Source organism: Prochlorococcus marinus CUG1417 (genome assembly GCF_017695975.1).
Lineage (GTDB): Bacteria > Cyanobacteriota > Cyanobacteriia > PCC-6307 > Cyanobiaceae > Prochlorococcus_A > Prochlorococcus_A marinus_AG.
In genome coordinates this window covers 348898-370662 of the sequence record NZ_JAAORN010000001.1, presented here as the reverse complement: position 1 = coordinate 370662, position 21765 = coordinate 348898, and the positions used below count along the sequence as shown (strand labels likewise).

Sequence of the window (21765 nt, the reverse complement as noted above, 5' to 3'; positions counted from 1 at the left end):
CGTATAAAACGAAAGAGAATATTTTTGTAAAATTTTTTATATTTGTTCTCATAATTCTTTCTCAAAACCAAACTCTTTAACGAGGTTATAGATATTAAATAACCTTTTTGCCTGACCTATACTCGGAGAAAAAATTTCATTCATGCCTTGAGCATCACGTAATAGATCTGAATCTGAACCTGAGATTCTTATATTAGTTTGCGCGCCAAGCCAAACTTCAATTTCTTTCCAAATAATATTTGGCGCATTTTTAATCTTATTCACCAAATCATATTCCTCTGTTTTAGCCGTTTTTTCTCTTTCTGCTTTTTCTAATTTGTTGTATTCACTTGCAGATATAAGATAATTTTCCAATTTTGATGACCATTGAATATTAGCTTTTTGGATATTCTGCCAACATTCTGGTTTTCTTGCATATTCACGAACATCTCTATTCATGCCAACAGGTGGGTTCATAATTAAATAATTAATATTTTTCGCAACTCCAAGTAATTCATCGATAAAATCTTGGGTTAAAGATTGTTCGGACCAAACTTTCATAAAATTAAATCTTTTTGATTTGGAATCCTTGAAATGTAAAGCCAAAAGGCCAATAGTAAATGCCACTACAGTACTTTTAAAATCCGTAAACCTCTCTTTCTTCGTCTCTCTATCAAGAGTTTTATAAATTATTGCTTTCGCAACTAACTCCTTAAAATATCTTTCATTAAATTGATAACTTTTATTTGACCATTCTTCTTCTATTCCATCAAAAAAAGATAAATAGCTTGCATTATTTTTACCCCTCATAACCTCTAAGATTTTACAATCCCACAAATTCTGATAAAGAGCTAATTGTACTTTGTCAATTTTTTGTTTTGAGGGAAATTCTTTATCAAATATCTTCTTTTGAGCCTGAGTTTTATTCCTACTTTTAGCAGATTTATATTGTCCCCTAGATCTTTCATAAAACCAATGAGATGATCTTAAAGAGTTTGGAGCTGGTGGAGCAGAGATTTTTTTAGATAAATTTTCTATCTGTACATGGAATGAGTGGTTGGAGGAAAAATCAGATAAATTTACTTTATTTTGAGTATTTGCAAAACGGGAAACATCTGAGACAAAACTATCGGCATCTTCAGATTCCTTGGGAACTTTTGATAATTTCATTTGAACATAAACTTTACTCAAATCAGCTTTACTAAATTTATTTATAAATTTTGAAGCCGCATATATAGAAGAAACAGTTTGTCCTCCATTTACAATTTGTAGATTATTTATTTTTGTTATTGTTCTTGCGCCATTTGGTAATGTCTTTAGTTTTACATCATCTGCAGTAGCCGTGAGACCATTATTGTAAGCAAAAAACATTGATGGCTTATCCTGAATAGTATCTCGAATACCTCTATTGATTTTTGTAGTCGCTTGTAAGAAAACTCTTACATTTTTTTCTAATAATCTATTACCCCATTTATCAAATAATTCCGCTATCAAATCCCCAGGTAAAACTGTTAAATATGATTCATAAGAGCTTTCAGAACTATGAGCAGTCAAAACTGGTAAAGAATTTTGACTTTCTTCCAAGTCAATTATAATTTCAGGTTTTTCTTCAATTCCACTTTCAAGCTGTTTAATTCTTTCATAATCACAAATACCAATTTGAGCTTTAATTTCTCCAATCATTGGAGCTTTTATGCTATCTGATCTAATTTTTATTAATTTATTTGTAAGAATTATTATTCTAATTTGAGATAAAAGATCCATCTTTACTGATAGAGTTTGTATCGCAGAAAACACTGGATTACTCTCTTCAATTTGCAGAAATTCTCTAGATGTAATTTTAGATATAAAATTAGTTCCTCTCTTTAAAAGTGCATCTAAATCTTTTGAGTATAAGCCTTCTAATTGCTCTGACTGGGTAAATTCAGATAAAAAAATTGTAAGTTTTCTATTATCCTCCAATGGGTTCCCACCATAGCCATTAAATTGCAAACCAGTTCTAAGAAAAGGAGCATATATCGCATCTTTAATATCCCCTTCTTCTATAAGTAAATCAGTGACGCGATTAAAAAATACTTCTTGAGGAGTTGAGCCGCTATCTATAGATTCATTACTTATTTCAAGTAAAAATTGCTCATAAAAATCATCTTCTAATATTTTTTCTTCAGTCATAATTCATCATAAATCGCATCCAGATTTTCTAATAAACTATCTTTCAAGCCTTCAAGTGAAAGTTTATATTTAACTTCACTTAAAAAATTACAGTTTGTATTTTCAGGAGAAATTCTCGGAGATTTTTCTTTAACAATAAAAAGTTGATATGGATCAACTAATAACCAAAAATCAGATTTATAATCATGCTTATCATCATATCTACTCATATAAACTTTTCCTAAAAATTCATCCAAGGAATTTATATCTTTTTGAATAATAAAATTTTTTATATCCTCAATTTGTTCAGTTAAGGTGAAACTATTTGGATTTATTTCAGTTGATTTATCCACAGTAAACACTAGTAAGAACAATTTTGAAAGATTGTCCTTGCTTAGTTGAAATTCTGAAGAAATTTGAACTTGACCTTTTAAACCTCCTTGTTTAGTTTTTACCTCAACGCCAATAGAACTTAATAGAAAATCCTTTACTAATTTATCAGGACCTTTCCACGCTTCGATAGCATCTCTGACTCCAATTTTTTCCATTAATAATTTTAAAAAAGTTAATTCTCCAATAAGTCCTTGTTGTTCAAAAGGTTTAAGTTTTTCAACTCTCTTGTTTTTCATTAAGAGTTTCCAATGATTGCATTTTTTAAAAATATTCTCTAAAAGTTCAGTTTCGGTAGAACACATATCAGATCCTGAGACAATATTTTTGCAAAAAGTATCAAATTGCTCAAGATAGATAGCATTAGTGATTCTTATATCTAGATAGCCTTTATCTTTTTTTCTATTTTCTAAAGGTTTAATTTTAATTTCATTCCAATCCGGAAACTTTTTTTCTTGTAATTTATTAAATTCCAATTCTTCAAAAAATATTCTCATTCCATAATCACCATTATGATCTTTAAAATGAATAATATTCCATCCTTTTTTTGAATAAACAGGTCTATATTCAAGTCCATCTAAAGGCGGATTTTTTGCAGCTCTAAGACTTATCCAATTATCATCAATCTCATTTTCATTTGGTTTACTCAAATCATTTGCCATTAATCATCACCATCATCATAATCTTCATCAATAGTATCAATATCTGCATTCCTCCAAACTTCTTTTGGTTCCTCTTTAAGCTCAGTCTCTGGGAGGCGATAACTTAGCGAAGCATAAACTTCTAAATTTTTAGAGAAGTCTTTAAATTCTTTATACTGATCATAAAATGCTTGATCTTCTCTAATCTCTTCAAGATTAATTCTATATATTGTTATATAAAGAATAGGCCTGGAAGTGACCAATGAAATAGCTTTAGCCAAACCTAATTTCCCTTTATATTCTTCTATCTTTTCTTTTGCTTTTTCAACCTCTTCTTTTGAAGCCGCTACATTGGCAATATCATTACTTAATATTGTGCTGTTTTGACCCACTACAGTAGTTATAGATTTTGTATTACTTATAAATCTTTCATCAACCCTAGTCAGTCTATTAGCTGGGTTAATATTTAATCCACCTATTTCAAAACCTTGTTTTTTATTAGAATTAGTGTCAATTATCACATCCCAATTACTTAGTTCATCTTTTCTTTCCTTTAAGTAATTTAAAAATGAGGGCAGATCAATTTGAACATTATCAGAAGAAACAATGTGCTTTTCAGTAAGTTCAAATATTTCACTAAAAGGAATGTTCCTAAATGCATATCTACTCGATAGATCACTATTTATGTTTGCTCCTAATAAGTTATTACCATAATTTTTAGATAATTTTTCTATAAAATCAAACGATTGTTTTCTATTAAATTCAATATCATTTATATCTTTGGGTATTAAATAATTTCCTACTAATTTACCTGCATAAGTAAGCGTAATTCTTACTAATTCGGCCGAGCCTAATTTTGGCCTAGAAGTAACCATTAATCTTTTTGCATCTGGATGACTTCTCACATAAAGCGCAAAATCTTTTGGGGTCTTTCTTTGGATTTCAAGTATTTTAATTTGATTATTTAAATGATTAATAACCTTAGAAATATGAGTAAAATTCTCTTCAGATTTCTTAGTCATATATAGTCTGCATAGTTCTTCATAATCATCTCTATATCCAAACCAGCGAGCCATCTGCAAAATAGTATCGTACATTCTAGATGTTCTTAAATAATAAGAAGTTATTAGTCCCTCTAAAGTAAGTCCTCTAGATAATGCGTATCCTCCAACAGCGATCACTAATCTACCCTTTGGGAATTGATCGTAATCTAACCTTGAAGATATTTTCTTTTCTTTGTTCACAATTTTAACGACAATTTTATTTGCAACAATGTGTATTAACGGCTTTAAATCATCCCAAACTATTTTTGGTCTATCTTTTAAAAAGTTCTCTTTCCAAAAAGTTTTTAATTCCCTGTAATAGGTATAGTTTTTTTCAGCTTTTTTATCATCTAATCCTGCAGAAGCTTTTAATGAATCAGCAATCTTAATTAAGTAGCGTTCTATTTTGTTTGCAATTGAGATCTGCACATCTGAATAGCATGAAGCATTGACTAACATTGATGAGTGTTTATTTTTGTAGCCATCAACCCATCTTATTGTTGTTGCAAGAATATAACTTTTAATCGCATCTTGAAGAGACTTTGGAACCCTTTCTAATATGAAATCTTTTTTATGTGGGATTGTTATTCCTTTACCATTTAATGTTTCAACAACATTGATATGTTTTATAAATCTTTTGTACTTAAAAGGTTCCACAAAGGCTTGTTGAGGCCCAAAATAATTATTTGCAGGATCTAAATATGAAATAAAATCTTTTGGAAATAAGTCATCTTTTAAAACATCATCATTAGTTTTTGGACTTATAAAAATGTTTGCGAATGGAGTAGCTGTATATCCAACATAAGTACAAGTTGTAAATTTCTTAAGTATTAGCCTGAGATTTCTATTTATTGCAGTCACATTAAATTGATTTGCATCTTCTTCAGGGAATGGATTATCAGATGTCTGCTCCCCTTTTTCATTTTCTGTTTTTGCTGCTTTTCGTCTTCTATTTCTGACATCGATTGAAGCATTATCTGCCTCATCATCAATCAAAAGCATTGGAACAGGGATTTTTTTATCATCAAAATTTCTTCTGAGTTTATTTAGCCAATTATTCAGATGTTTTAACGTTTTGGAATTTTTCTTAACCACTATTACATAGGGAGCAGTATTAGTAATATTTATTAAATTTGAGTCTGTGTTATTTGCTGTAAAATCCCTTTCTCTATCTGTTACACATACTGGTTTATTTTTCTCATTTCTTGATGATAAATTTCCGCATCCAACTTTTTGTCCTGTTAATTCATTAACTCCTACTAAACCTTCTTCTAATCGTATTTGAGTCTGCTTTCTTAAATCTTCTAACATACCAGCAACTACAATTATTACTTTATATTGTGCATCTGCAGCCTTGCATATTAAGCCTAAATAATTTGCTGTTTTACCAGATTGGACATTTCCAACAACCATTCCTTTTCTTGAAATATTTTTTTTACTTGGGTCAGCACAATTCTCAAGAATTGAATCTGTACTTCTATCTAGACCGTTAATTGGACCATTATCTGTGTCAGGCCAATCTTCATTAACTTTTAAATGTCTCTTATAATCTTCCCAATATATACTTTTAATTTCTCCTTTAATATCTCTATACCAAGGTTCAAATGAATCATTATCTATAAGAGTTACCCCATCCTCCATTGTTCTACTCAAATTTGAGAAAACTTTTTTAATTATGAATTCTCTTTGTTCATCAGTAGCTATATCTTGAAAATATTCTTCAGATTTTTCTATCCTTTCAATTACAATTTTAGTTAATTTTTCTCCACCACTTAAATCCCTATGGTTTTGAAGAATAAATGATTGAACATTTTTAATCGCCAAATCTATATTTTCTTGATTCATAACATCTCTATTATTTGTTCTGTGGTAAGTGATAAAACACTATTCTGCAAAAACTTTTGAACTAAGCCTACAATAATTAATTTTTCTATATTACTTTCTTTTAAATCTAAGATATATTTTTTTATCAATTTAATTGATTCATCTTCATCATCTTCCCATGTAATCATCATTTCTTTGCCATCACTCATTAATCTAAAAATCTCTTGATAAGGAAGTGTATTTTCTATCAATTTCAGTAAATCTAAATTATCTTTTGAGTTGTTTATAAATTTTTTAATTATGGGATTATTTTTATTTATCGCATAATAACTTTGAGAATCTTTACTCATTTTTTTCCATAAATCTAAATGATTATTTTCATATATTGAAACTGGTTTTCTTGTATATACTTTTACTCCAGCTTTCTCAAGTTTAGAAAGATAATTATCTAGCATTTCTCTAATTTCTTTTGGAGGAGATGCATTACTTTTTTTTATATCAATTTTCCAATCAGTATCTTTTTCATTTGTAATATCAATCTTTACTCTGCAAAATTTTGTATATTCTGTTTTCTTTAAAAGCCCAAACCAAGTTCCATTTATTATCAAACGTCCCTCTCTGTAAACATAAAATCCTTGATTTTTTGTATATCCGCCCTTTCCCTCATATTTTTCCCACTCCTCTAAATTGACTTTTGTTTTATGCGGCAAAATATATGATTGAATTCTAATTGTTGAATCCTGATATTGATGTTCAAAAGGTTCATGTTTAATAGTTGCAAAATTTTTTTCATTGAACGGATTAAATGGATCAATATCAATACCATTAAACTTTAATTTTATATTTTTTTTCTCATCATTTTTAGTATCTATATATCTATGAAAAACAAGCCCAAGATGATCTCTAATATTTTTTATAGTTGCATTAGTTGATGGTGTATCTATTTCTAAATTTACTCTATCAATTTTTTTCCAAATAACTTTTGTACCTGGTTTCCTAGTTTCAATAATATTGTTTTTTACTTTCCAATCATCTCTCTTCAAAACATCATCAAGATCCCAAGTCATTGATGTTGATTTATTATCCATATTTGTCTCAACTGTTAATTGTCTACATTGAGATAATGAAGCGGTTTTAAGACCCATTCCAAATCTTCCAAGATCATTTTTGCTTCTTGCCTGATGCCTATCCTTGGAGCAAAGTTTCATTGCTTGTAATAATTCAACTTTATTCATTCCAATGCCATCATCCTCAATTGATAGCATTGGGTTTTGATTTTCATCATTATCCAAACTAATTTCTATATTTGATGCCTCTGCAGATATTGAATTATCAACTAAATCAGCAATCGCAGTTTCAATGGTATATCCAAAATCTCTGATACTTTCCATAAGGTAAGCAGCGGAGGGAGATGCATCAATATACTCTGGTTCAACACCCATATATTGCTAAGAAAATAATCATATAAATTTGGAAAATACTACTCTATTTTTAAAAATCATTTTGTATTATTTGTTCTACCTCTAACAAATCTATTTTTTTAAGCACAGATTGGTAATTTGATTTTTTCTTTCATAATATCTTTTTGATTGATATATCCACTCATAGCTTTTGCAATTTCCTCAATAACAGGAACAACTACTGAATTACCAAATTGTCTATACGCCTGAGAATCAGAAACTGGAATTATAAAATTTGACTCTCCAGTTTTATCAAACCCCATCAACCTTGAGCATTCTCTTGGAGTTAGTCTTCTTGGATTCTTTTTATCTCCCTGATATATCAATATCTCAGCACCATCTTTGTGGTACCTGGCAGATAAAGTTCTAGCAACATCTTCGCGTTTACATAATCCAAAACCAAATCCATTTCCTTTTGCTCTATGCTTTTTTTCATACATTCTGAGATAGTCCCATAATTTATTAGTGATGGTGTATTTCTCATTTACTTTTGAAAGATGAGGAATAGTATATGGTTCTTCTAAAGTTTCGGATCCATCTTCTGGATGAAGTACTGAAGATAATGTTGGACCATCTAATATATCCGGAATAATTAAATCATCAAAATTAAAATTATTTTCTTCTCTAAAACCGACTATATAAATTCTCTGTCTATTTTGAGGGACGAAAGATTTTGCATTTATTACACGATATTGAACTTTATAACCAAGCTTATTTTTTAATACATCAAGAATAGTTTTAAAGGTCTGACCTTTATCATGACTTTTAAGATTTTTTACGTTTTCTAGAAGAAACGCTTTGGGTCTATGGTGCTCGAGAATTCTTGCTATTTCGAAAAATAAAGTCCCTTGGATCTGACAATCAAAGCCATGAGATTTACCAAGTGAATTTTTTTTACTTACGCCTGCAAGACTAAAAGGCTGGCATGGAAATCCCGCAAGTAAAACATCATGACTTGGTATTAATTTTGTATCCACATCTCTAATATCTCCAGCAAATTTATGTTCTGTCTGAAAATTAGCTTTATAAGTTTCTTGAGCAAATTTATCTATTTCACTCGTAAAAACACAATTTCCACCTATTGATTCAAAACCTTTTCTAAAGCCACCTATGCCTGCAAAGAGATCAATAAAATCAAACTGCTTTTGTAAAATATTTAATTTGCTAACTTGAGATTTTTGAATCTTTCTTCTCTTAAATTCTTATTTAATATGGCACCGAGATTTATAAAGTCAACCAATTTATTAACTAAAAACATCAATTATTTTTTCTCTTAAATTTTCTATATTTTTTGTTTCACATTCCCAGATAACAACAGATCTCCAATCAAGATTTTTTATTTTATCCTGAATTTCTAAATCCCTTTTTATATTTTCTGTGAATTTTTTGTTCCAGAATTCCTGCCTTGTTTTTGGAGTGGAAGCATACTTGCAATTCTCATGCCTATGCCAGAAACATCCGTGGACAAAGATAACAGTTTTATATTTTGGGAGAACAATATCTGGAGACCCCGGTAAATCTTTTGAATGAAGTCTGAATCTATATCCCATAGAATGTAGAACTTTTCTTACCTTTATTTCAGGCTTTGTATTCTTTGATTTAATGGCAGACATATTCCTTGATCTCTGCTCACTCACCTTATGTATTACTTCACTACTCATCTAACCAATCAGTTTTAAAGAATATACTCACCATCACCCTATAGGTACCTATATACAGTACGTGCATTATGTGTTTACACACATACCCACGTATCAGATATAAGTAGTTTAGTTGTTGTTTAGAGTTGTTTATTTTCAGTACTTACAATGATGATGTACACATATCCAGTAAGTAGTCCCCACTCAATTTATTGTCTTATTACCCCTTCTCCCTGTGTTTAATGGTGGGGTTGGATAAAACACTGCAATTACTGAGATCTCAGAGGTCAGCATTTTGCCTTTAATTCATATATATTTAATGGAGATTGTCTTCAGTAATGCCACTATCGTCATACCGTATGCACAGAATTTATCTCGCAGCGACCATGAATTATGGTCTTGGTTCTGATGATCCAGAGGAGTTGGCCTACTACAACAAAATCAGAAAAGAGATGGATGATATGAAAAAAGAACCAGTTAAAAAAGGGATACCCCTTAATTGGGATACCCCCGAAGGAATGGATAAATGAGTCTGAATACTTTTTTATTAATTGATGGGAGTCTGATGCTTATTGGTCTGCCTTTGCTGATGATTCTGAGAGGCAAAAAACAGACTACCTGAGTATCTACTTAACTGCGAAAGTCACTCCCATAACCGCAGTGATGTCTTTCTTGATAGTTGAAGTGTCATAAGAACCCCAACTACTTACCTTGGTGGAATTCGGTACTGTTATCTGAAAAACTCCAGTATTCACTCTCTTTAAACCACCCACTTCAGATCCCGCCTCAAGAGCGATAGCTTCAGCCCTAACTCTTGCATCCTTTGCTGCCTTAGCAAGCATATCAACTCGTTTATCAGCCAGCTTTGAATAGGTGAATTCAGGGCGGCTTGGTTTCACCCTTACCCCTTTCCCAAGCAATTCTGTTATCTGACTATGAGTCTTCTGGATGTTATAAACATCCCTACTTTCAATCTCAATATTCTGATAAGTAATCCATTCAGTTCTAATGATTTCATTGGTCTTTGGATGCTTGGTTTTATATTCGCTGATACTCGCAGGTCCAAGATAAACATCCTGCTTTACACTGTCCTCAATTCCATTGGCTTTAAGGAAATTCATTGTCTTTTCCATTGACTCTTTATGCTTGGTAAATGAGTCAATCTGGGTTTGACCTGAGGTCTTTACCTGGACTGACCATTTTGCAATATCACTCTCGAAACTTTCAGTACTTGCACCGGTAACAGTGATAGTATTCTCAACGGTTCTGAACCCTCTTACAAGGACCGTAGAGGCACCTATAAATCCTCCGAGAGATAAGACAGCCATTGCGAAAACAAGTGGCGGAGTGCGGCGTATAACGCCCAGAGAATCGCCCGGCAGCGACCTGAGTCTCTTAATAATTTTCATTGTCTATCAGTATGTGTGTAGGAGCTTTTTAACAGCTGAACCGAAAGAAAAATATTAGAAAATCCCTGACTTTTATTCCTTCAGTTCTATCTGGCCATTAATGGGAACATCCAAGTCGGATGTGCCAATTTTGGAGTCGGTTACTAATATTGCCAAATGAAATAACGCTTCGCAAGAAGTATATTTGTATTACGAAAATGACTATAAAGAACTAGACAAAATATTTAAAATAAAATTCCCTTATCTAATCCCATCCATAAGGAAAAAACTTTCTGCATCCACCTGAATCAACAAAGAACCCTTCTGATGCATCAATAATAGTTTTCATTTCTTTTGATAATTTCTGTCTACCATATTGTCCCTTCTCTGTAAAAGGAATTGAGTAGTAATAATTTTGAGAAAGTTGCGGCATCAATGCCCTAAATTTTCCAGATTTTCTATCTTCTTTTGAAGTCGCTCTTGCTATTTGATTGCCAACAAAATTCATAAAATGTCCTGTACCTATTTCTTTTGTATTTTTTGTTCTTTCCTGATAGGTTTTTTCTTCGTTTAACAATTCAGGTGAATATGATCTTGCATTGTAATACTGACCTCCATATCCATTCCAGATACCCACATAGAAACCTAATGAAGGTTTATTTTTATAATTTAGAGTTCCTATCCCACCGGCGGAACCAGTATATTTCAAAGTTATAGTTACATCTGGTTCAACTTCACTTGTAAGAGTACAAATTTCTTTAGCTATTACTGGAGAAGTAAAACCTAACAAAAGTGGTATTAATAATATGCGTTTCATTTAAATATTTCTAGCGTCCCATTTTTGAAGTCATCTACTGATGCAATTAAACAACCTGTGGTAGAAACTCCTTTAAACATCCAATTTGCTGCTTCTTTATGTAAAGTTGCTTGAGGTTCTTCAGATAGTACAGAACAACAGTACCAAGGGTTTAATTCCCAGAGACTATCTCTACTCCACATAATAGAAAAGAGTGAATATACTTCATGATGATTTGCTCTCTGAGTTGATTCAGTAAATGAGCACACATAAAAATATATTTTTTTTGTGGAGTATTTTTTGTTCACATAAGTTGCGACTTTAATAGTATCTGAAGGTAAGGAACTCTCTAGATTATTAAAGTTATTTGATATACAAAAATCATATGGATCTGGTATTTTTCCATCATTCAAAAAACTAAAAGCATAACCAAAAGCCTGCACCTCGTCATACCCAGAAAATCCTATTTGATAAGTTTCTTCTTTTCCTAAATTTAATAACTTTTCCTTTTTACATTGAAATTCTCCTTCAGTTATTATGACCTGATCTTTTTTCACATTAAGACTGGGATCCACCTCATTAAGACCTGGATAAATTCCACTTCGAATAGCCGAATCAGGAGTTGGAACAATGCACAAGGAAAGACCAGAAATTTTTCCCTCCTCTACAGAAGCATAAGCAACTCCAAGTAGATTGGACTTATCTCCTTGAGCCATGATAAGGCAATCGGAATGTCCATATGCTGGGCATACGCCTAATTCTGCGTAAACAGAACTTTTAGTTTTTTTTATTATTTCAAGTTTTGGTCTGATGTATTCAATGAATTCATCTTTTGAGTTCATATCGGTCAAAATTTTCTGTGAGGAGTATGTGAAATCTTCTGACAAAAACGATTCAAACTCAGATGAATCAAGAGTATGCATCATTTTCGCATAGATACTCAAAGCGTCCTTTTCTGTAAGTTGATAATTTTTTTCTTCCAAGGGGTTCATTTATCCTTTTTTACTTCAGGGAAACAATCTGGGAAGATATCCAAGACTTTTCCAACAGCATTCATTTGATCTTCTTGTATAGTTTTTTTATTTCCATGAGCACGTTCGTGGAGGTTTAGGGCGAATCCCAACATATCTATTTTTTGTTTCATAGTTATGTGATTTCGATCTACTGCATAGCAGACAGATAGAACTTGACCAAGAAGTATTTTATTAGCTTCAATATCATTCATTTCAGATGAAACTTTTTCATTGGCATTAACAGCATTAGGTAATGCCAATGCAGCCAGCAGTGGAAGTAGAAGGCGTTTCAAAATTATTCAGAAATCCAGCGATTAATTATTGTCCCATCATAAATATGACCGGATGCTTCAACTATTGGTTTAGTTTCTGGGTTAACAAAGATGTCGTAACAAGTATTTACTGGTCCTTGAAACATAACAGTTGCTCTTTTGGGGTCTTCCAATGATTTGCCAATATAAAAAGTTTTTACTCCCATCTCTTTAAACATGGCCTGTTGTTCAGGAGCATTCATATGAGCCTCATATTCCTCAAAAGTATTGCTTAATTTGAAATCCAAAACAGTTGTTTCAATTGACATAAAAAAAGGAGCTAATTGCCCCTTAATTCTAGATCGACTGTCAATCAAGAAAATCATCCCATAGCATTAATATCATCTGCAAAAGTGCAAAAACTAATAATGAATAAAAAATCAAACTTTAAGAGTCTAAACAGAAATTAATCATGGATTTCAAAAAATTGGTTGTTAATATAAAAAAGATTTCAGAAGCTAAAAATTTAATCAATAATCAAAACAAAGGTGAAGGAACAAAATTTATATAAATATCTATTCTTAATTTCATTATTTTATCCCTTGAATTCAGCTAAAGCTGATGATTCAAATTGCTACTCAGATCTATATGTAGGCACAGTTGGGGCATCCGGAACAGTTTGCGCAAATATGCTAATCATCGATAGAGATTTACTTGATGAAGGCATAGCAAATGGTGCTGTTGGATCAGATTTTCAAATAACTAAAGATGGGATTACATACAATTTTGGAAACACCGGCAATAAAATTTTTACTGGTCAAGTTAAGAATTTTTCAAGCCTCTTTAAGGATCAAAGTAACTTTAATGCAGATATAGGTTATTGGGATACCAGTAAAGCTACAACCATGAGCAGAATGTTTATGAACGCATCCAGCTTTAACCAGGATATTTCGAACTGGCAATTAAATAATGTCACCAATATCAATGGAATGTTCCAGGATAGCTTGGTATTTAATCAAGATATTAGTAGTTGGAATATTTCCAAAGTTACCAGGCTTAACAGCACCTTCAGGGGAGCAGCAGCATTCAATCAAAATCTAAATAGCTGGGATGTAAGTAGCGTAACAAGATTAGACAGAACTTTTTTAAAAGCTATTAATTTCAATAGTGATTTAAACAGCTGGGATGTATCAAAAGTTGTGAGCATGCACAGAACATTTGCCGGAGCAAAGAATTTTAATGGAAACATTTCAAGCTGGAACACTGAAAGTTTAAGGTCATTAAGGAGAACTTTTGATGGAGCGAGAGCATTTAATAAAGATATTAGTAATTGGGATGTGGCAGAGGTCACAAATTTTACAAGGACCTTTAAAAATGCAAGCGTATTCGATCAGAATCTGACCTCATGGAATGTTGAACACTATGCCCATACACCAATTTTGTTCGCTCCAATATTATCTAGTAATAAGCAACCATGCTGGGGTTTTAATGGATGTCCAAGTGGTCCAAATTTAATTTCCACCAATCCATCAGATAATTCTTTTGGGGTAAATACAAGTCTTAATCTCACATTGACCTTTGACAAAGATATAAGAGCATCGGAAACAAGTGGAAACATTTCTCTGCATAAATCTGACCGGACTTTAGTCAAACAATACAGCAATGATTCATTGAATATTTCAGGCAAAGTTATTACTTTACCAACAGAACTTACTGCAAATACTGATTATTATCTACTTATCGAACCAAAAATAATTGAATCTTCCAATGGCATTAGCTACAGAGGAATTACAGATAAAACTGAACTGAATTTTTCAACTTATAGTAATGACTCAGTCGCTCCAGTTATAACTTCCCAATCTCCAGAGGATAATGCTACTGATGTTTCTACATCTGATCCAACAGTTGAAATAATTTTCAGTGAAAATGTCGTTCGTGGTTCAGGAAATATTTCTCTATACAACTATTCAACTGATGCATTAATAAGATCATTCAATATGAGCAACACAACTGATATCTCCATATCCGGGAATGAAATGTCAATTTCATTAAGAGATTCTGACGGATCAGTTTTGATAAATGATGGTACTCAATATTACATTTTAATTTCAACAGGAGCAGTAGTGGATGAAGCTGCTTCTCCTAATTCTTTTGCTGGAATTGATTCAAAGGATACTTATAATTTTACTACAAACAGTGTTTCCTGCGGATCGATATCGGGAGTTGTCAGATACAAAAATGGTGATCCAGCTAACGGTTCAACCGTAAAACTTTATAAGGACGATTCTCTAATCACAACTACGACAACCAATAGTGTGGGTAACTATAATTTTTTCCCTAGCAGCGCTGGGACCTTTAAAGTTGAATTTGTAAAATCAGCTGGAAAAAATGGGAAAGGTAAAGTTGATTTAACAGATGGACCAGTTTCATCAGGAAGATTTATAAAAAATATCCAAATCAGTTCTTCATGTGAAGAATTTAGTGATATAGATGGCCTTTTAATTGACCCTGCGGGAGTGATATACGAATCATCTACAAGACAACCGGTATCCGGAGTAACAGTTAAATTGCTTTATGAAGGAAGTCTCATAAATAACGACTGGCTGGATGACAGTGGAGGGAATAATATCCAAGAGACGGGTTCAGATGGCAAATATAATTTTGTTCTGAAAGGAGATGTCGCACAAAGTGGTAATTACTCAATTACTGTGGATCCGCCCAAAGGATATGGTTTTGAAAGCACAAAGATTATCTCGGAAGATGGCATTTTCACTCCAGATCTTGGCGGAGGAGCACAGAACATTCAAATACAGGAAGATGCTCCAGATTCCGGAGAACTCACAACCTATCATCTGAATTTTAACTTTACTTTCACAGGTATTTCATCCACCACATCAAATGGTGTGATAAATAATCATATTCCTATAGATTCAAAGGGTGATCCAACTTTGAAACCTGATGTACTGGGAATGGCAGAAGCATGGACAGACGCATCAATACGATTCAGCAAGGCCGGCTTAGATGCTGTGAATAGAAGGCTAGAATGGCTTTCCAGGAATAAAAGATCTGATAAAAAATCATTTCAAGGCATTGATTTTTCTTTCTCAAATCCAACATTAGAGAAAGTTTTTAATGGATCGGAAAAAAAATTTAAAGATATAGAAAGTAAAGATTTTGAAAATTGGGCCAGAGCAAACTGGAATGATGAAAGAATGAAAAATGAATCTGACCAAATAATCGATGATCTCAGAAATAATTCGGTAGACATTGCTTTTGCAGAATTACGCGAAAAAACATTTGATCCTGATTTAAATCCAAAAGGTGGAAAATTACTGGGGAACTGGTTTTTATGGACTGATGGAGAGGTAGTTGTTGGTGATTATAAAAAAAATGCAACATCATCAAATCAGAAATCAGATGCACTTAACTTAACTTTTGGTGCGGACAAAAAATTAAAAAACAATTCTCTGCTTGGCTTCGCTTTTACTTATGGAAATGATCATATAAAAATCGGCTCGCAAGGAAGCAAGTTAAATTCAGATAACTACAGTGTTTCAATTTACTCCTCTCAGAAATTCAAAGGCTTTTTGCCCACAGATTTTCAGTTGGGGATTGGGAAAATGGATTTCTATACAACAAGATTCGAAGACTCAATTGCCCACAAAGGCCAGAGAGAGGCCAATCTTATCTTTGGATCATTTTCTTTCAGGCCCGAGCCGATTTCCAAGAGAAACATCACTTTCAATCCCTACGGAAGGATTGAAGCTTCTCATATATCATTAAAACCATTTTCCGAATCAGGCAGTCATCTTGCCTTGACTTTCAAAGAACAGACAATCAACCATAAAGTTTTGGCCCTTGGATCAGATTTATTCAGCGAATTTGAGATTAAGGAATGGAAAATAAAACCTTTCGCAAAGATTGAATACAATTTCGACTTCACAGATGATTCTATTGTGGATCTGAATTATGTAGATGACAGCACCACCAATTACAGATTTTCAATTTTGAACTCATCGGATAATTTCCTCAGCAACACCATTGGATTGCAGATGAATAGGAAAAATAGATTCGGAGCAGTGCTTTCTTACAAAAATGAACAGGGAGATTCAAAAAATTCAGATTCCTATCAACTTCAGATAAATTGGAATTTCTAAAAAATAAAAAAGTGGATCAAAATTCATAACATATTAACCATATTCAAATTCAATTGTTGATCCTTTATCCGTATATGGGAGTACCTCAAACCGTACATATTTATAAGTCGGATGGCCTGTCTGAGTAGTTAGAACATAATTGTAGTCGTCATGAGCAAATGTCTACCAAATACAAACTAAAAGAAAATTATAAATCTGAGCTTGAAAAAAGATCAGAGGAAGAACTTCTTGAGGAAGAAATCAGAAACCAACAAACATTGGATAGCTTTGTTGAATCTGAGAAAAACTGGAGCTAATCAAAACTTATTTCTTGGAGATTTTTATGAACATAAAAAGATCACCATTTTCAATACTTAATAAAGAAAGAAGAGAAATTGACTATATCAAGGGAGTTTATAAGAGAAAAATTCAAGCTGAAATTGAATCTTATATAGATCCCGAAGATGAAGATAAGAAAGATACAATTAAAGCTCAAGATTTATTGATGCTTGATAGAATCTCAATTTAATTTTCATTTACTGATCCTTAGATCAATAATCTTGCTATTAATTAAGTAGAGACTTTTTTATTAAATGCCATTAGACGTATTTCTAATGAACATGTGTGTTGTAGTAATAGCTCTGCTTATCAGAAGAGAAATCAAACTTAAGAAAGCGAGATAAATTATGAAGACGCAAATTTTTAAAGAGCAATACATCCCAAATGTTCATGCTATTACTCTTTTACTAATGCTTCTTCTATGTCTGTGGTTACCTCTTGCGCTCAGATTCTTATTAATAATTTAGTCGAACTAATTAGTTAATACTCTCATCCTTAAACTCTGCTCAAACCTAATTTTGTTTTAAAGATCTTATATGGAACTCCTGTTCCGTTCATAGCTTCAATAACTTTATCTCCCACAGTTCCGTAAATTTCAGCAATAAAATTTCTGGAGCAAAGACCTAACTCTCTTTATTTTGCCAAACCTCCTCAGTTTTCCTCCAACCTTGAGAAATTAACCTTCCATAAATTTCTCTAGCTAAATCTATATCTACAGAAACTGTTGTTGTCATCACAGGCGGTTCTTTTTCTAATACACCAACTATTTTTCCAGTATCTACAAACATATACTCAAAAACACCATCTATGCTCTTTTCATTTTTTATAAACCTTTTTACTTCTGTTCTTTTTGGATTAATTAACCAATGAGATTTAGCCATTAATTGTTTCAAGAGACATAAAAAAAGGAGCTAGTTGCCCCTTATTCTAGATCGACTGTCAATCAATTAAATTATCCCATTGCGGCGACAGCATCATCAACTTGTTTGTTTCTTTGAATAACCTCATCATCATTTAGAACAGCAGTAATATTCCAATCAAGACCAAATTTCGCTCTCCACACTCCAAAATGTTGAGATATTGCTAAATGATTATCAGCCTTGAAAGTTACAAAAACCTCTCCAGTTTCAGGCGCATGGAATCTACTTACCAATTCAAAGCCATCAAAATTATCCATAGGTGCACCTGAAGCAATATACTGCTCAAACATCTTGTAACCTTCGGACTGAGAAATTCCATCTGGAATAAGTCCATGAACGTGATAGTAAGCCATAAATAAAATCATAAATGTAATTTCAATTTAAAAACCATTACTTAAAAAGCATTTAAATTATCTTTAAATTTAGATTTTTAAGCCTTTTTCAATATGAATTGACTAAAAAGAATTTTTATTTGGTATCGCATGTACCGTTTATAAATTTTTTGTTAGCTATTAATCGGTTATGAGTTATTTTGCTGAACCTAACCATATTGAATATGATGCATGGTTCGATGAAAACATCGACCCAGTTGATCTTGTGAATTACTCAGATGAAAAGGAGTTCAGTGCTTCGGTACACTTTAAGTTCCACAAGATGTCGACTAGAAATTTAACGATTGGTGCTTCTGATAATTTTCATTGGTAAGTAAAAGATTTTTCACTCCATAAATATTTATGATTCTTACGCAGAATATGTTCCATCACTTTCTCTTCTTGCCTTAGCTAATACAATTTCATCTACAACTTTTTCAATCATGTAAGCACTTTTTTTGCCAAAACATTTTTCTACCTTAATGCTCTCAAAATCATTTGGCATTAAATCATTATGTTCACAACAGTCGCATTTAATATCAATTTTCTTACCTCTGAAAACCTCTAAAGCTCTAGAAAAAATCCATTGCTGAACTGAAATACTTTCCCAACTATCAAAATTAGACCATTCATCAAAATCCCTATTAAGGATACCTTTTAATCCATCAGCCTGATTTACATATACTAAGTGTGAATCTTTTCTTGGTTCATCATTAATACCAATTGTTTTGACAGGATTTTGATTCATTAAATATATATTGATTGAGTAGCCTTATAAATCTAGAGGATAATTTCAAAAATATAAACAAAAAAATGTCTCAAATAAGATCATTAATTGCTTTATCTAATCTAGAAGTATGATTTGTATTTCTGAGTAATTCAAAATCCTTAAAATCAAAGCCCGGGCCAACACAACAACTCACTAAAGTAAATTCGCCTGTACTTTTTGCAGCTTGCCAATATCCAGATGGGATCATTTCTACTGGATTATTGGAATCTAAAATTAAGTTTTTTATTAACTTATTATCATTATCTAGGCACCACAAATTCAGAGGATCCCCCCTTAGATAAATCCAAATTTCATCTGCATTTTTTACTCTATGCCAAGCACTTTTTTCATGTCTCTCCAAAAGATAATAAATTCCCGTAATAAAGTTTCTACTTTGGCCATCATCCCTCATTAAAGAATTCTTACTTCTTACTATCTCTCTAAACCATCCTCCTTCAGGATGTGGAGATAAATTAAATTTTTTTATTATCTCTATATTTTTTTGATTATTATTCACTTAACAAAAATATCTTTTAGATTTATCTTCCAATTAATAGGAACCTTAAATATAAATCAAAATAATATATATATTTTAAAAACTCAAGCACAAATAACTGACAAATCTACAAAATTTTTACTTTCATCTGCCAATTCAGTAATAATTCTTTTGAGCCATTCAGAGGTAGTTTCACAATAGCCTACATTTAAAATAGTTTTTTTCTTTGATGTTTCTTCTGTATTCATAGTTTGAGTATTTTTATATAAATTAGTCTTTTATTACATCTATGTGAATAAGTCTTAATTACTATCTATTCCAAAAAGTTGTATTTAATACATATTCAAGAAATGCTAGTAAGCAAATAAAATTAAATCGTTGACAAGAAAATCTATACAAGTAACAGTAGAAAAAATTTATTATTTAACCTATGAATAACATCAAGATTGAGGAATTGATGAAAGTAAGGTTCGATGGTATTGCTAATAGAATTGGGAAATTAAGCAAAAGGGAAAGTGAGTCTTTATTGCTTGAGCATCTTGAGTGGTTGGAGGGAGGATGGGAATCTGAAGAAATCTTATTTTTAAAAAAACCATACAGGAAATGGTGGTTCTAACTCCACTTCTATAAATAATTAATGATGGCCTAACGGGCCTGGGCCAGATCCTATTTTGTAAGAATTTTCTAAAGATTTCTCAACAAATAATTTTGCTTTGTGTATGGAATCAAGTAGTTCAAAACCTAAAGCTTTGTAACCACAAATAGCAGCACTTAAAGTACAACCGCTACCGTGTGTATTTTTTGTATTTATAAAATTATTAAAGAGCCACTCTTTTCTTCCATTAAAGTCGAGAAAAAAATCTTTTCCTTTCATCTCCTTTAAACCGCCTCCTTTTATAAGTACCGCTTTAGTACCAAGATTAATAATATTTCTTGCTGAATTTTCGATATCTTCTTTACTCTTTATTTCTAAACCAGAAAGTAAATTTGCCTCATAAATATTTGGAGTTACCAAATCCGCTATTGGTAATAAGAGTTTTTTATAAGCATCAATCGCAGAATCTTCCAGTAATCTAGAACCAGTTCTTGTAACCATTACTGGATCAATAATTTTAGTAATTTCATATGTATTTAATTTTAATGCAGCATCTTTAATTATCCTTTCATTTAGTAACATTCCTGTTTTTAAAGCATCAATACCAAAATCAGCAAATAAAGTGTCTAACTGACTTAATAAAGTATTCTTCTCTACTGGTTGAACGCATGTAACCTCTATACTATTTTGAGCGGTAATACATGTAATAACAGAACATCCATGGACTTTAAGTGCCATGAAAGTTCTTAAGTCAGCCTGGATGCCTGCGCCACCTCCAGAATCGCTTCCACCTATAGTAAGTGCAATTTTAGAATACATAATTTATTAACCTGTTTTTGAAAGTACTATAAATAAATTTTAATTTAAATCAGAAATCTGAATATGCATTAAAAAAATCTAACTCCAATTCCATAGCTCTCCTGTATAAATATTTGGCCTGATTAATATCATATGTTTCTTTATTAGTCTCAATAAGATTTTCAAGTGAATCTGCTAGCTTTTCAAAGCTCTCATCAGAATAAGTAATTATCCATTCTTTATATTTAATGTCAAAATCCTCCTTATACAAACTTTTTCCTATCCAAGAATAAAGTCGCATACATGGAGTCATTGCAAACATTATTTCAACGGAGCTAAGTCTTTTGGAAGTATCATCAAGAAAATCTGTATAATTTTTAGTGGCTTTTTTTATATAGTTATTAGACAAATCAATATCCCATTCTCTTGCATACGTTTCATGAAGTATTAACTCCTCTGAAACACCCATTAACAGTTCACTTAACTTCCTTATTGAGTACTTATCTTTTGATTTGGAAACAGCAAGACCATAAGCCTTAGCAAAAGTCTCTAAAAAGAAATAATCTTGAGCTAAATATTCTTGAAATATATTTTTAGGGAGACTTCCATTCTTTAAACCTTGAACAAATTTTGTATTTAAACTTAGTAAAGCAATCTCATAATTATCCTCCCAAAGTTTTTTTGTTATTTTCATTTTTTTGATTTTTAGTTATTCTAAAATTTTTTATATTTTTTACCTACAAACTTAATCTTAGTTTTCTAGGA

The 21765-nt window shown here is 31.7% G+C and carries 23 protein-coding genes; 5 read left to right on the top strand and 18 right to left on the bottom strand.

From position 1 onward, the window contains the following. Nucleotides 1–48: 48 nt before the first annotated feature. From HA140_RS02075 to HA140_RS02050, 6 genes are all read right to left on the bottom strand, one after another. On the bottom strand, nt 49–2151 hold the full coding sequence (locus HA140_RS02075) for an AIPR family protein (RefSeq protein WP_209039518.1): 2103 nt from the start codon (nt 2149–2151) through the stop codon (nt 49–51). Further along, nucleotides 2148–3182 (bottom strand): PD-(D/E)XK motif protein, encoded by a 1035-nt coding sequence (locus tag HA140_RS02070; RefSeq protein WP_209039517.1) that lies wholly within the window; start codon nt 3180–3182, stop codon nt 2148–2150. The genes HA140_RS02075 and HA140_RS02070 overlap by 4 nt, the downstream gene beginning before the upstream one ends. Further along, the gene (locus HA140_RS02065) at nt 3182–6049 is read right to left on the bottom strand and encodes a Z1 domain-containing protein (protein ID WP_209039516.1); all 2868 of its coding nucleotides are present in this window, start codon (nt 6047–6049) and stop codon (nt 3182–3184) included. Before HA140_RS02065 ends, HA140_RS02070 begins: the two co-directional genes overlap by 1 nt. Beyond that, nucleotides 6046–7470 (bottom strand): ATP-binding protein, encoded by a 1425-nt coding sequence (locus HA140_RS02060; protein ID WP_209039515.1) that lies wholly within the window; start codon nt 7468–7470, stop codon nt 6046–6048. The genes HA140_RS02065 and HA140_RS02060 overlap by 4 nt, the downstream gene beginning before the upstream one ends. A gap of 98 nt (nt 7471–7568) precedes the next feature. Then, nucleotides 7569–8618 (bottom strand): DNA (cytosine-5-)-methyltransferase, encoded by a 1050-nt coding sequence (dcm, locus tag HA140_RS02055; protein ID WP_308788983.1) that lies wholly within the window; start codon nt 8616–8618, stop codon nt 7569–7571. 114 nt (nt 8619–8732) lie between these two features. Beyond that, complete coding sequence (locus HA140_RS02050) at nt 8733–9149, bottom strand: very short patch repair endonuclease (RefSeq protein ID WP_209039514.1); 417 nt, start codon at nt 9147–9149, stop codon at nt 8733–8735. 317 nt (nt 9150–9466) lie between these two features. Here HA140_RS02050 and HA140_RS02045 point away from each other — a divergent pair, with 317 nt between their 5' ends. Next, nucleotides 9467–9658, top strand: a complete 192-nt coding sequence (locus tag HA140_RS02045) for a hypothetical protein (RefSeq protein WP_032526694.1) — start codon at nt 9467–9469, stop codon at nt 9656–9658. Nucleotides 9659–9754: 96 nt separating this feature from the next. On the opposite strand, the gene HA140_RS02040 is transcribed toward HA140_RS02045, so the two are convergent. The 5 genes from HA140_RS02040 to HA140_RS02020 form a co-directional block, all read right to left on the bottom strand. Next, nucleotides 9755–10537 carry an SIMPL domain-containing protein gene (locus HA140_RS02040; protein ID WP_209039513.1) on the bottom strand — a complete coding sequence of 261 codons (783 nt, stop codon included), beginning with the start codon at nt 10535–10537 and terminating at the stop codon, nt 9755–9757. A 244-nt stretch (nt 10538–10781) separates the two neighbouring features. Then, a complete protein-coding gene (locus HA140_RS02035) occupies nt 10782–11333 on the bottom strand; it encodes a hypothetical protein (protein WP_209039512.1) in 552 nt (183 codons plus the stop codon). Next, nucleotides 11330–12304, bottom strand: coding sequence for a hypothetical protein (locus HA140_RS09360; protein WP_245156179.1), 975 nt, complete (start codon nt 12302–12304; stop codon nt 11330–11332). The genes HA140_RS02035 and HA140_RS09360 overlap by 4 nt, the downstream gene beginning before the upstream one ends. After that, nucleotides 12301–12618, bottom strand: a complete 318-nt coding sequence (locus tag HA140_RS02025; protein WP_245156178.1) for a hypothetical protein — start codon at nt 12616–12618, stop codon at nt 12301–12303. Before HA140_RS02025 ends, HA140_RS09360 begins: the two co-directional genes overlap by 4 nt. Nucleotides 12619–12620: 2 nt before the next feature. After that, entirely contained in the window at nt 12621–12905 is a 285-nt protein-coding gene (locus HA140_RS02020; protein WP_209039511.1) for a DUF3764 family protein, read from the bottom strand. A 273-nt stretch (nt 12906–13178) separates the two neighbouring features. Here HA140_RS02020 and HA140_RS02015 point away from each other — a divergent pair, with 273 nt between their 5' ends. From HA140_RS02015 to HA140_RS02005, 3 genes are all read left to right on the top strand, one after another. Then, the gene (locus HA140_RS02015; RefSeq protein ID WP_245156177.1) at nt 13179–16733 is read left to right on the top strand and encodes a BspA family leucine-rich repeat surface protein; all 3555 of its coding nucleotides are present in this window, start codon (nt 13179–13181) and stop codon (nt 16731–16733) included. Between the two features lie 158 nt (nt 16734–16891). Beyond that, nucleotides 16892–17029: a hypothetical protein gene (locus HA140_RS02010; protein ID WP_209039509.1), complete on the top strand. Its 138-nt coding sequence runs from the start codon at nt 16892–16894 to the stop codon at nt 17027–17029. 26 nt (nt 17030–17055) lie between these two features. Beyond that, nucleotides 17056–17241, top strand: a complete 186-nt coding sequence (locus tag HA140_RS02005) for a hypothetical protein (protein WP_209039508.1) — start codon at nt 17056–17058, stop codon at nt 17239–17241. Between the two features lie 433 nt (nt 17242–17674). On the opposite strand, the gene HA140_RS02000 is transcribed toward HA140_RS02005, so the two are convergent. The 5 genes from HA140_RS02000 to HA140_RS01980 form a co-directional block, all read right to left on the bottom strand. Further along, complete coding sequence (locus HA140_RS02000) at nt 17675–17932, bottom strand: DUF1651 domain-containing protein (RefSeq protein WP_209039507.1); 258 nt, start codon at nt 17930–17932, stop codon at nt 17675–17677. A gap of 71 nt (nt 17933–18003) precedes the next feature. Next, a complete protein-coding gene (locus HA140_RS01995) occupies nt 18004–18324 on the bottom strand; it encodes a DUF3303 domain-containing protein (RefSeq protein WP_209039506.1) in 321 nt (106 codons plus the stop codon). A 388-nt stretch (nt 18325–18712) separates the two neighbouring features. Next, nucleotides 18713–19090, bottom strand: coding sequence for a phosphoenolpyruvate carboxykinase (locus HA140_RS01990; RefSeq protein WP_209039505.1), 378 nt, complete (start codon nt 19088–19090; stop codon nt 18713–18715). Nucleotides 19091–19160: 70 nt separating this feature from the next. Next, nucleotides 19161–19628, bottom strand: a complete 468-nt coding sequence (locus HA140_RS01985) for a cupin domain-containing protein (protein WP_209039504.1) — start codon at nt 19626–19628, stop codon at nt 19161–19163. An 83-nt stretch (nt 19629–19711) separates the two neighbouring features. Further along, nucleotides 19712–19855, bottom strand: a complete 144-nt coding sequence (locus HA140_RS01980) for a hypothetical protein (RefSeq protein WP_209039503.1) — start codon at nt 19853–19855, stop codon at nt 19712–19714. A gap of 182 nt (nt 19856–20037) precedes the next feature. On the opposite strand from HA140_RS01980, the gene HA140_RS01975 reads away from it, so the two are divergent. Then, complete coding sequence (locus HA140_RS01975; protein WP_209040251.1) at nt 20038–20223, top strand: hypothetical protein; 186 nt, start codon at nt 20038–20040, stop codon at nt 20221–20223. Nucleotides 20224–20241: 18 nt separating this feature from the next. On the opposite strand, the gene thiD is transcribed toward HA140_RS01975, so the two are convergent. Both thiD and HA140_RS01965 read right to left on the bottom strand, forming a co-directional pair. Continuing rightward, nucleotides 20242–21021: a bifunctional hydroxymethylpyrimidine kinase/phosphomethylpyrimidine kinase gene (gene thiD, locus HA140_RS01970; RefSeq protein ID WP_209039502.1), complete on the bottom strand. Its 780-nt coding sequence runs from the start codon at nt 21019–21021 to the stop codon at nt 20242–20244. A gap of 49 nt (nt 21022–21070) precedes the next feature. After that, nucleotides 21071–21694 (bottom strand): TenA family protein, encoded by a 624-nt coding sequence (locus tag HA140_RS01965; RefSeq protein WP_209039501.1) that lies wholly within the window; start codon nt 21692–21694, stop codon nt 21071–21073. Between the last annotated feature and the right edge of the window lie 71 nt (nt 21695–21765).